At 57.2% G+C, this 11,924-nt stretch carries 7 protein-coding genes and 1 other annotated feature (1 of these 8 only partly in view); of the genes, 4 read left to right on the forward strand and 3 right to left on the reverse strand.

Annotation, left to right across the window (positions count from 1 at the left end):
* The first annotated feature begins 153 nt into the window (after nucleotides 1–153).
* The 3 genes from xylB (at nucleotide 154) to ABIE48_RS03245 (ending at nucleotide 6,783) form a co-directional block, all read left to right on the forward strand.
* Nucleotides 154–1,650, forward strand: a complete 1,497-nt coding sequence (gene xylB, locus ABIE48_RS03235) for a xylulokinase (protein WP_192716465.1) — start codon at nucleotides 154–156, stop codon at nucleotides 1,648–1,650.
* Between the two features lie 513 nt (nucleotides 1,651–2,163).
* Complete coding sequence (locus ABIE48_RS03240; RefSeq protein ID WP_192716466.1) at nucleotides 2,164–4,572, forward strand: glycoside hydrolase family 95 protein; 2,409 nt, start codon at nucleotides 2,164–2,166, stop codon at nucleotides 4,570–4,572.
* A gap of 177 nt (nucleotides 4,573–4,749) precedes the next feature.
* Nucleotides 4,750–6,783, forward strand: coding sequence for a beta-galactosidase (locus ABIE48_RS03245; protein ID WP_192716467.1), 2,034 nt, complete (start codon nucleotides 4,750–4,752; stop codon nucleotides 6,781–6,783).
* A 93-nt stretch (nucleotides 6,784–6,876) separates the two neighbouring features.
* Here the strand turns inward: ABIE48_RS03245 and ABIE48_RS03250 are convergent, their stop codons facing one another.
* Genes ABIE48_RS03250 through ABIE48_RS03260 form a run of 3 tightly spaced genes read right to left on the reverse strand, consistent with a single transcriptional unit; the run spans nucleotide 6,877 to nucleotide 9,276 of the window.
* The gene (locus ABIE48_RS03250; RefSeq protein WP_192716468.1) at nucleotides 6,877–7,548 is read right to left on the reverse strand and encodes a response regulator; all 672 of its coding nucleotides are present in this window, start codon (nucleotides 7,546–7,548) and stop codon (nucleotides 6,877–6,879) included.
* A gap of 8 nt (nucleotides 7,549–7,556) precedes the next feature.
* Nucleotides 7,557–8,777, reverse strand: coding sequence for a sensor histidine kinase (locus tag ABIE48_RS03255; protein WP_192716469.1), 1,221 nt, complete (start codon nucleotides 8,775–8,777; stop codon nucleotides 7,557–7,559).
* A 46-nt stretch (nucleotides 8,778–8,823) separates the two neighbouring features.
* Nucleotides 8,824–9,276, reverse strand: a complete 453-nt coding sequence (locus ABIE48_RS03260; protein WP_192716470.1) for a CcdC protein domain-containing protein — start codon at nucleotides 9,274–9,276, stop codon at nucleotides 8,824–8,826.
* Between the two features lie 600 nt (nucleotides 9,277–9,876).
* Between ABIE48_RS03260 and abc-f the strand changes: the two genes are divergently transcribed.
* Nucleotides 9,877–11,718 carry a ribosomal protection-like ABC-F family protein gene (gene abc-f, locus ABIE48_RS03265; protein ID WP_192716471.1) on the forward strand — a complete coding sequence of 614 codons (1,842 nt, stop codon included), beginning with the start codon at nucleotides 9,877–9,879 and terminating at the stop codon, nucleotides 11,716–11,718.
* Nucleotides 11,719–11,907: 189 nt separating this feature from the next.
* Nucleotides 11,908–11,924: a binding site (T-box leader), on the forward strand (it continues 273 nt past the right edge of the window).

The raw sequence follows: 11,924 nt of genomic DNA on the forward strand, positions 1-11,924 counted from the left end.
TCGTTACAAAACCGATCATGAAATCTCTTTGAAATGCAACGAAGGTTGCCTGAAGAAAGCTTCTTCGGGCAGCCTTTTTTTGAACCGGATTTCCATGCGGAACATCCTTGGTTAGTCGTTGATGTCCATTCGATCCATACAGGAGGAAAAAGTATGAAATACGTTATTGGTGTTGATTTAGGAACAAGCGCCGTCAAGACGGTACTGGTGAATCCCCAGGGAGAAGTCGTGCACGAGCACTCTGAAGCTTACCCGCTGAGCAGACCTGAGCCGGGCTGGAGCGAGCAGAATCCGGAGGATTGGGTGGACAAGACGCTGGTCAGTCTCCGCAGACTGATGGAAAAGTCGGGTGCCGACCCGCAGGAAGTGGAGGGCCTCAGCTTCTCCGGCCAAATGCACGGCCTCGTGCTGGTGGATGCGGAAGGCAAGGTGCTGCGTCCGGCCATTCTGTGGAACGACACGCGCACGACGGCGCAGTGCCGCAAGATCGAGAACACGCTGGAATCGAAGCTCCTCGGTATTGCCAAAAACCGCGCCCTGGAAGGCTTTACGCTGCCTAAAATTTTGTGGGTGCAGGAGAACGAACCGGACATTTTGTCCCAAGCCAGCTTGTTCCTGCTGCCGAAGGATTACGTGAGATACCGGCTCACCGGCGAATACGCGATGGATTACTCCGACGCCGCGGGCACGCTGCTGCTGGATGTCTCGGGCAAAACGTGGAGCCAGGACATTGCCGCAGCATTTGATCTGCCGCTGTCGCTTTGTCCTCCGCTCGTGGAATCCTTCGATCAAACGGGCAAGCTGCTGCCTGACATCGCCGAGGCGTCCGGCCTGCTGCCGTCGACCAAGGTATTCGCGGGCGGAGCGGACAATGCTTGCGGCGCCATCGGGGCGGGCATTTTGCAGGAGGGGCAAACGATGTGCAGTATCGGCACATCAGGCGTCGTCCTCTCTTTTGAAAGCCGCAAGGAACTGGAGGTCGACGGCAAGCTGCATTTCTTTAATCACAGCGAAAAGGACGCGTACTATGTTATGGGCGTCACGCTTGCGGCCGGTCACAGCCTGACCTGGTTTAAGGAAACGTTCGCCAAGGAAAAAAGCTTCGATGAGCTGCTTGAAGGCATCGGGTCCATTCCAGCGGGCAGCAGCGGCTTGCTCTTCACACCATACATTTCCGGGGAACGAACCCCGCATCCGGATGCGGATATCCGCGGAAGCTTTATCGGCATGGACTCCGGCCACACGCTTTCCCATTTTGCCAGAGCGGTGCTTGAAGGCATTACGTTCTCGCTTCGGGAATCGATCGACATCGTACGCGAATCCGGCAAAGAGATCCAAGAGGTCGTGGCCATTGGCGGCGGTGCACGGAACGAAACGTGGCTGCAGATGCAGGCGGATATTTTCAACGCGACAATTATCAAGCTCGAAAGCGAGCAGGGCCCGGCTATGGGAGCGGCAATGCTGGCTGCATACGGCTGCGGCTGGTTCCCATCGCTGACAGATTGTGCGAAGGCGTTCATTCGCCCGGCCAAAACGTATGCGCCGAATGCGGAGCGGGCCGAATTGTACAGCGGCTTGTTCAGCCTGTATCAGGAAGTATACAGCCAAACCCGCGAGCTGAACCGTAAGCTGGTTCCTTACCGGAACTAGGAAGCCGGTGCCTCCCTTGCGCGGACGAGATGCGGAAGGCCCTGCTTAATGTCTAATTTAGACATGATTTTTTATCGAATTTTCGGGGTACTGCAATCGCTTTCAGAACTTTAGAATAAGGTTAGATCATCAGTACCTTGCCTATTTGGCGGTAAAAATAGCGGGGAATACCTGAGACTGCGGACCGGAAGGCTCTGTTCGGCTTGGTGTGTGCTGTCAATAACGTTTTGAAGATCATTCATTTATAATGCTGAAAGCAAATAGGGCGGGAAGTCCGATCCAACACATCGGGCTTCCCGTAATTTCTTAAGAGATCAGAAAGTATAAGTTTCGAAGCTTCTGCTTCCTGATCTCGCAAGAAATACCTCCTCTAGAAGCGGTCTGTCTTCTTTGAAGGTACGTCGATAGACGTTTTTCTTATGGCAGCCTGTTTACGAAATCACGCTTTGGCCGCCGGTCCGGCAAGGTGCTCGACGAAACAACCGTTCATCGCGGATAAAGGGAGAGATAAGCGTGGAGCAAAGCAGCAAACGCGCCGTCAATAAAAGGCTGTGGTACCGCAAGCCGGCCTCCGTGTGGGAGGAAGCGCTGCCGATCGGAAACGGACGGCTGGGAGGCATGGTGTTCGGCGGGGCGGAAGAAGAGAAAATTCAATTGAACGAGGACACGCTGTGGTCTGGATTTCCCCGGGACAGGGTTAATTATAATGCCCTGCGGCATTTGGAGCCGACCAAGGCATTGGTCGCCGAGGGCCGGTATGCCGAAGCAGAGACGCTGATCGAAGCCGGAATGCTTGGACGACGCACGGAATCTTACCAGCCGCTCGGCGATTTGCATTTTGCGTTTGGCCGCATGGATCAAATTACCAATTACGAGCGGGAGCTGGATTTGGAGCATGCGGTCGCGTCGGTTTCTTTTCAAACCGGCGGGGTGCGCGTCATTCGCGAAGCTTTTGCGAGCCGGCCGGATGAGGTTATCGTCGTCCATTTCCGGGCGGAGCCCGCAGAGAGCGGGGGTTCGGCCGGGAAGGCGGAGCTGCCGGAGTTGACGGCATGGCTCACCTCTCCGCATCTTAGCAATGTGAGCGCGGAGCCGGCGTCTTTGGTCCTGACAGGACAAGCTCCGTCGCATGTCGCGGACAATTACTTGGGGGATCATCCTCAGTCGGTTCTCTACGAAGAAGGACTGGGACTCCGGTTTGCGGCCGTGCTGACGGTGCGGACCGACGGAGAGGTGCAGACGGAAGAAGGGCGGCTGCGGATCGAAAAAGCGAGCACGGTCACCTTTGTGCTGGCTGCGGCGACCGATTTCGCAGGCTTTGACGTCATGCCGGGCGCATCCGGCATTGATCCGGTACGCTTGTGCCGGGAACATGCCGACGCGGCGGACAGTGATTATCTGCATCTGAAACAGCGGCATTTGGATGATTACCGCGCGCTATTTGGCCGGGTGGACCTGCAGGTGGGGCTGAGCCCACAGCTGCCGCAGGCTGAAGCGGAAATGCCGACGGACGAGCGCCTGCAGCTGTATCGCCAAGGAGGAGTCGATCTGGCCCTCGAAACGCTGCTTTTCCATTATGGACGCTATTTAATGATTGCCGGTTCGCGTCCGGGTACGCAGGCGCTGAACCTGCAGGGCATTTGGAATCCGCACAAGCAGCCGCCTTGGAACAGTAATTATACGACGAACATTAATGCCGAAATGAACTATTGGCCGGCCGAGGTGTGCGGTCTGGGAGAATGTCATGAGCCGCTCTTCGACCTGATCCGGGAACTGAGCGTCACCGGCAGCCGGACCGCGGCGATCCATTACGGTGCAAGAGGATGGACGGCTCATCACAACACCGATTTGTGGCGGATGTCGACGCCTTCGGATGGGCGGGCCATGTGGGCGTTCTGGCCGATGGGCGGCGTGTGGCTGTCCAGACATCTGTGGGAACGGTATTCGTTCCGGCCGGATGCGGCCTACCTGCAGGAGGTGGCTTATCCGCTGATGAAAGGAGCCGCCTTGTTCTGCCTGGACTGGCTTGTCCAGCTTTCAGACGGACGATGGACGACGGGTCTCTCGACTTCACCGGAGAACGTCTTCCTGACCGAATCGGGAGAGCTCTGCAGCACGGCTGCCGGCTCGGCGATGGATATGGCGCTCATTGACGAGCTGTTCGGACACTGCATCAATGCAGCTGAAGTGCTCGGGATTGATGAGGATTTCCGGCAGGAGCTGTCTTCAAAACGGGAGCGGCTGGTACATCCCGGCATGGGGCCGGACGGGCGGATGCGGGAATGGGAGCGCGATTTCGGCGAGAACGAGCCGGGGCATCGCCATGTATCCCATCTGTACGGAGTGTACCCGGGAGACGCCGTAAACGAGAATACGCCGGAGCTGCTGCAAGCCGCCTCCTTGTCGCTGAAGAAGCGAATTGAGGCGGGAAGCGGGCACACGGGCTGGAGTGCGGCCTGGATCTTTAACCTGTACGCTCGGCTTAAGGAGCCGGCGAACGTGTACCGCTCCATCCGGCGGATTCTCAGCGACTCCAGCCTGCCGAACCTGTTCGGCAACCACCCGCCGTTTCAGATTGACGGCAATTTCGGTTATGCGGCCGGCGTTGCGGAAGCGCTGCTGCAAAGCCACCAGGGCGAGATCCGGATGCTGCCGGCTCTGCCGGAAGCCTGGAACGAAGGGGAAGCCAAAGGACTGCGGGCGCGAGGCGGCTTCGTGGTGGACATGAATTGGAGCGCCGGAACGATCAAGGAAGCAGGAATAACCTCCACGCACGGCGGGACCTGCCGGATCGCGGACCATTCCCTGTACCGGGTGCAGGGACCAGATGGGCAGGAGCTACCGGCTGACGGGTTTATTACGGCAGCAGGCGAAACGTACCGAATTACACCACGGGACAAGGAAAAGGTATCGGTGAGTTGAGGCTGAAATGAAAGCCTTAGGAAGCCGAAGGAAGCGGAAGATAACCTAAAAAAACCGTGGGACATCTTCTACGGTACAAGAAGCCGGAGAAGACATTTTATTTGTTACGGGCTAAGTCACGTCACGGGCCAAGGTTACGAGCTATCGGCGATTCAACAAGAGAAAGGAAGTGGGTACGTGATTAACGATAAACTGCCTAAGATTTGGTACGGCGGAGATTATAACCCTGAACAGTGGGGACCGGAAGAATGGAAAGAGGACCAGCGGATGTTCAAGCTGGCCGGGATCGACGTGGCGACGATCAACGTCTTTTCCTGGGCGTTAAACCAGCCTGACGAGGACACTTACGATTTCGGGTGGCTCGACGAAACGATGGACCGTCTGCACAAGGACGGCGTTGGCGTCGTACTGGCGACGAGTACCGGGGCGCATCCGGCCTGGATGGCCAAGCGGCATCCGGATGTGACCCGCGTCGATTTTTACGGACGGAAAAGAAAGTTCGGCGGAAGGCATAACTCCTGCCCGAACAGCCCGACTTACCGCAAATACTCCCGCTTGATGGCGGGCAAGCTCGCCGAGCGCTACAAGGATCATCCGGCGCTGCTGCTTTGGCACGTATCCAATGAATACGGCGGTTTCTGTTACTGCGACAACTGTGCCGCCGAATTCCGCGTCTGGCTGCAAAAGCGTTACGGCACCCTTGATGCCGTCAACGAAGCATGGAATACCCGATTCTGGGGCCACACTTTCTATGACTGGGACGAAATCGTGCTCCCGGACGGGCTGAGCGAAGAGGGGGAAGGCAACGTCAGCGCGTTCCAGGGCATTTCCCTGGATTACCGCCGGTTTATGTCCGATAGTCTGCTGGAATGCTACAACATCGAGGCGGAAGCGATCCGCGAGCATTCGAAGGACGTGCCGATCACGACCAACCTGATGGGGACGTTCCCGCTGCTCAACTACTTCGACTGGGCGAAGCATATGGATATCGTCTCGTGGGATAACTATCCGTCTCTGACGACGCCGGTCAGTGAAACCGCCATGACACATGACTTGATGCGCGGTCTGAAGCACGGGGCGCCGTTCATGCTGATGGAGCAGACGCCGAGCCAGCAGAACTGGCAGGCGTACAACTCGCTCAAGCGTCCCGGCGTGATGCGCCTGTGGAGCTATCAGGCCGTTGCCCGCGGCGCGGATACGGTGATGTTCTTCCAAATGCGGCGCTCCAAGGGCGCCTGCGAGAAGTTCCACGGCGCCGTCATTGAGCATTCCGGTCATGAGAATACGCGGGTATTCCGTGAGGTGGCGCAGCTCGGGGAGGAGCTTGGCCGTCTTGGGGACACGCTGCTGGATGCTGTGACGGAAGCTAAGGTTGGCATCGTGTACGACTGGGAAAACCGGTGGGCGATGGAGCTCTCGAGCGGTCCGACCGTTGAGCTGAATTATGTGCGCGAGGTGCATAAGTTTTACGACGCCCTCTTCAAGCAGGGCATCGAGGCGGACATGATCAGCGCCCAAGCCGACTTCAGCAAGTACGACATCGTGATCGCGCCGGTCATGTATATGGTCAAGCCGGGCTTTGCCGAGAAGTCGGAGGCGTTCACCGCTGCCGGCGGCACGTTTATTACGACGTTCTTCAGCGGCATCGTGAACGAGACCGATCTCGTGACCCTCGGCGGATATCCGGGCGAGCTCCGCAATCTGCTCGGCATCTGGGCGGAGGAAATCGACGCACTGCCGCTCGGACAGTACAATGAAATCGTCATGAAGCAGCCGTACGGCAAGCTTACGGGCAGCTATAAATGCGAGATGCTGTTTGATCTCATCCATGCCGAAGGCGCGGAAGTGCTGGCCGAGTATGGCTCGGACTTCTACAAAGGCATGCCTGCGCTCACGGTGAACCGCTTTGGTGAAGGCAAAGCGTACTATGTGGCGACCAGCGCGGACAGCGACTTCATGGAAGGCTTCCTCGGGACCGTCTGCGCCGAGAAAGGCGTTCAGCCGCTGGTGCCGGAGCTTCCGGCCGGCGTAGAGGTTGCCCGCCGCGTTAAAGATGGACGCTCGTTCCTGTTCGTGCTGAACCATAACGCGGAGAGTGCGACAGTTCGCACGGGGGACGTCAAACGCCGGGACCTTCTCAGCGGCGTAACCGTAGACGGAGCGGCCGAGGTGCCGGGACGCGGCGTCCTGATTCTGGAGGAAGCAGAGTAAAGACAAGGTATCGCGGCTAAAATACGTTTCCATTCCAATACAAGCAGGCTTTGCGGGACATCCCGGCAAAGCCTGCTTTTTTGTAAGGGCAATTTACTGCACCCATTGATTGCGTATGGCCAGCACGACGGCCTGGGTGCGGTCCTCGGCCCCGATTTTTTGCAGGACGCGGTGAACGTGGGTTTTGACCGTGCTTTCGCTGATGTGGAGCTTGGCGGCGATATCCTCGTTTTTGAGGCCGTAGGCCATTTCCTGCAGCACTTCCAGCTCGCGGTCGGTCAGCGGGTCCGGCAGGGACAGCCGCATGTCCTGCCGGTCCTGGAACGATTCCGTCTGGCGCAGCGCCTCCGAAATCATCCGGGCCGCGGCTCCCGTCCGGTATATGGCTTCGCCGCGGCTCGCCGCCCTGATGGAATGGAGCAGCTCCTCCGGCGCCGCATCCTTCAGCAAATAGCCGACGGCTCCGGCCCGAATGCCTTCGTACACGTATTCCTCGAGATCGAAGGTGGTGAGGATGATGACTTTGCACTCCGGCAGCTGCCGCCGGAGCTCCCGTGTCGCCTCGATCCCGTTCATGCCGGGCATCTGCACGTCCATCAGGGCGATATGCGGCCGCGTTCGGACCGCAAGGTTTACGGCTTCGCGGCCGTCGCCGGCCTCCCCGCACCATTCCATGTCCTGCTGCGCCTTAATAATAAACCCGATGCCGTGCCGGATCAGGGGCTGGTCATCCGCGATGATGATGCGGATACGTTCTGGGTCCATATTAGCATTCATTCCCCTCTGTTATTGGGTGTCGCTGCGGAAAACGGCAGGCTTGCGGTAATCTCCAGGCCATGGGGAGCGAGGGAGGTGAACGTCAGGCGTCCGCCGGCTTTTGCACATCGCTCCCGCATGGCGGTCAGTCCGAATCCCGGCTGGATTGGACCTTGCGCCACGCCGTTATCCCGGATAGTCAAGACCAGGCCTTCCTTGTTACCTATAAGCCGGACCTCAGCTTGGGTGGCCTGGGCATGGCGCATCATGTTGGTCAGTGCCTCCTGAAGGATGCGGTAAAGGACGTACAGCTGCTCCGGGGCGATGGTGCCGGGGATATCCATCGTAAAGGCCACCGGAATCCCGCTTCGCTCACTGAAGGTGTCCGCCAGCTTCCTGAGCTCCTTCTGCCCTTCGCCAGGCCGGACAAGCCCCATTTCGTGGACGACCGTTCTGACGTCCTGAAGGCATCCGCGGGCCACATCCGTCACTTGCCTGAGCGTCGAGCGGGCTTCGTCCGGCGCCGCTTCGATCATATACGGCAGCGCCTGCAGCTGCACGATCACGGAGGTCAGGCCGTGACCGATGCTGTCATGGATGTCGGCTGCGATCCGGCTGCGCTCCTCCAGTACCGCATAGCGCAGAGCCTGCTCGGAAGTCTCCTCCAGCTCCTTGTGAGCTTGGCGCAGGCTGCGGTAAGCCGCCTCCAGCTCCTGATGAGCGGACGTCAGCTCCTGCAGATGCGTTTCTTTCATCGTTCGGGTCGTTCTGCGTAGCCTGCCGGCCAAAAATAGAAGATAGACCGCCGCGAGAATCAGGCATTGGGTCATCACTGCTTCCAAAGTCCGATGCTGAGCCAGCAGGATCCACGCTGCGGCAGCTATATTTAGAACGGTATATGAGGCCGAGTACGATGCCGGCAGCCGGTAGCTCACCCATCCCAGCAGAAAAAAAACGATAATATATAAGCTGCCGTCAAGTCCCAGGATGACCCCAATGGAAGAGATACCAAGCAAGGCACACACGGCAAAAGCGGGAGCCGGCCCCCGGCGGGTAAACCACCGGGAACGCCATTGCAGGCACAACGCGGCCAACGTCAACAGCACGCCGGGAACGAACGCGCGGGGCTCACCGTACATACCGTTCTGAATCGCGGAATACACGATCAGCAAACTCAGCAGCGCCCTTCTGGCCGGATTGGATGACAGTATTGTTCGTTCATCGTTGCCTGTTTCCATAGCAGGTCTCCTTTAGCTGGCACATTGACGCCGGTGATTCAGGTCTTTATGCCCGTTGTCCCATCATCGCCTGATATCTCCGGTAAATGACGTACCGGCGTGTGCAAATGGAACCGAGCGGCATGAACATCAGCGCATTGGCGATGTGATAGAAGGCGTGTGACTGCCCCCAGGACTGCGCAAGCACCCGCAAAACCAGCACGGCGAGAAACAGCAGGATACTGGCAATGGAACCCTGCACGGTAACCTGGCCGTCCGTTCCCATGCGCATTTTTTCCATTTTACCCCGGATGATACCTGTTGCCAAACCGGCAGCGGCAAACACGGCGAACAGCACGACTTCAATCGGACCTACCGATGCCCACGGGATGGAGGAAAGGGTCATTCCTCCCCATAACAAGGGAACGATCCAAATGCTGGAAGGGCGGAAGGTTCTTTCCCTTGCGGTAAGCCAAATGACAAGCAGGATGATAATAATATAAGTTGAGTATTGATCCATCGCTAACACCTCATTCATTTTTCGTGATGAGTCCAGCATACCAAGGAGGACCGGCCGCGTAATCGAACCGTGTGGTGATTTTCTTTCGGCCGATGTACATCCGGAGATGTACATGACTGTGGACGAACAGGTTTGGGCTTTTCTTTTTCCGATAAATTTGTTAAAATGGCAGCAAGCATTTCATCCTGAAGAAAACGAGGTAACCACACAGCCGATGGATAAACATGACTGATCTCTCTAATCTGCAAACCAACTTAATGTTGAAACCATGCAGTTTCTGCGCCTGCCGCAGGGAAGAGAATCGTTATGTCTATTTTCAGAGACTGGATACCTCGCCGATGGATACGGATAATGCTTTTTTGTGCATTTTTGACGTGTTCATGGGGTAATATCGTGCCCGGATCATCATGTTCGGGGCGGTATTTCGAACGGGTAAACCCTTTTTTGACATAGACAATGATAACGAATTTCCTGCCGTAGGCGATGCTGCCTGCGGCTTTTTTGATTCGTGAAATGGATCAGAGGCCGGGGCTGGACTGAAACGGCTGGTTTGTCTGAAACGACGGAAATTCAAATTTATGTTTTAAAGGGTGATGCTTAATGTTGAATATCGTAAAAACGAAACATATAGCCAAAGAATTTAAAGGGAAGACCGTTTTTGAAAATATTGACCTGGAAATCTATGAAGGCGAGAGGCTGGCGCTGTTCGGCGTCAACGGCGCGGGGAAGACGACGCTGCTGCAGATTTTGACCGGGCAGCTGGAGCCGGACCGCGGCACCGTGGAGCGTGGAGTCCCGTTGGAGCAGTGGGGATATATGACGCAGACGTCGGAAGAGTTAATGCATCTAACCGCACTGGATGCGGCGGGGCGCGAAAGCGGCGAGCTGTGGCAGATCAAGCGTCGGCTGAAGGAGCTGGAGCAGGCGATGGCGACGGGCGAAGTCGGTTCCAATCTCTTGGAGGAATACGGACAGTGGCTTGAGCAGTATGAGCTCAGCGGCGGTTTTGACTGGGAGACCGGGCTGGAGAAGCATTTGACCATGCTCCACATTGGTCAAGAGCTGTGGCAGGTCCCTTTTGCCGATCTGAGCGGCGGCCAGAAAACCAGGGTCAGGCTGGCGGCTCTGCTGGTCAAAAGGCCGGAGGTGCTGCTCCTTGACGAACCGACCAACCATCTGGACGAGGAGAGTATGAACTGGCTGGAGGATTGGCTTCGTCACTACGAAGGCACCGTCATTGTCGTTTCCCATGACCGGACCTTTTTGGACCGGGTAGTGACAGGAGTCTGCGAATTGACCGAGAGCGGGCTGAAAAAATATAAGGGCGGCTACTCCGATTACCGGCGGGAAAAGGACCGCGAACTTCGGGAGCAGGAGGCGCTCTATAAGAAGCAGAAGCAGGCCCGGGAAGCGTTGGAGGAATCGATCCGCAAATACCAGGAATGGTTCCACCAGGCCGAGAAATCGGCGGATAAAAATACGGAAACGAAGGCGGCGCTGCCTTACTACAAAGCGAAAGCCAAGAAAAACATCTCCAGGTATCACGCCAAGCAAAAAGAGCTGGAGCGGCTCGAGAGCGAAAGCGTGGAGAAGCCGAAAAGCGGACCGAAGGTCAACCTGCAGCTGGGCGAGGGCGGGTTCTCCGCACGTGTGCTGGTGCGGCTAGAGCAGCTGTCCTTCGGCTACGGGACGAAGAAGCTGTTCGACAAGTTCAGCCTGATCCTCTCCCGCGGCGACCGGCTGGCCGTGCGGGGGCCGAACGGAGCGGGCAAGTCAACCCTGCTCAAGCTGATTATGGGCGAGCTTGTGCCAAGCGAAGGAACGGTATGGCAGCATCCGGCCCTGAAGATCGGTTACTTCTCGCAGGAGCTGGAGGTGCTGAATGAAGAGGAGACGCTGCTGGACAGCCTGCTCCGCCTGCCTTCGATGACCGAGACGCATGCGCGGACGCTTCTGGGCTGCTTCTTGTTCAAGCGGGAGGACGTGTTCAAGCGAATCGGGGATTTGAGCATGGGGGAAAAATGCCGTGCGGCTTTCGTTCAGCTGTATTTCTCCGGGGCCAATCTGCTCGTGCTGGATGAGCCGACGAACTATTTGGACATCTCGACGCGGGAAGTGATCGAGGAGGCGTTATCCGCATATCCGGGTGCTCTGGTCGTCGTGTCCCACGACCGGATGCTGATACGCAAGCTCGCGGACCGGCTGCTGACCGTCTCTCATACGGAAGAACCGCATCTGTTTGAGGGCACGGTTCAAGAAGAGGAAGAGCAGCTGGCCAGACATAACGGAGCGCTGAAGGAGGATACCGACCGGGAAAACGCCCGGCTGGCGCTGGAATGGGAGCTGACCCGGCTGCTGAACGAAGACGGCGGGAGCGACGAGGAGGCTGCCGCACGGATTACGAATATCCGCAGGCTCCGGAGCGAGCTGGAACAGCTCTAATTTGAGGAATGAAGTCTGGTTCCGCAAAAAATGGGCATGCTGAGAAAGGGAACGCCTATTGATTTAGGCGATTCGGACTTGTCAATACAGCTTTTTTTGCCTATAATTATTGACTATAGTCAACGGACTGATCCCGGTGAATGAATGACCCGTATGGATCAGCCATTGCAATCCAATTTATGTGTCAAGATAAATGCGTTGATGGA

Source organism: Paenibacillus sp. OAE614 (assembly GCF_040546645.1).
GTDB classification, from domain to species: Bacteria; Bacillota; Bacilli; order Paenibacillales; family Paenibacillaceae; genus Paenibacillus_AQ; species Paenibacillus_AQ favisporus.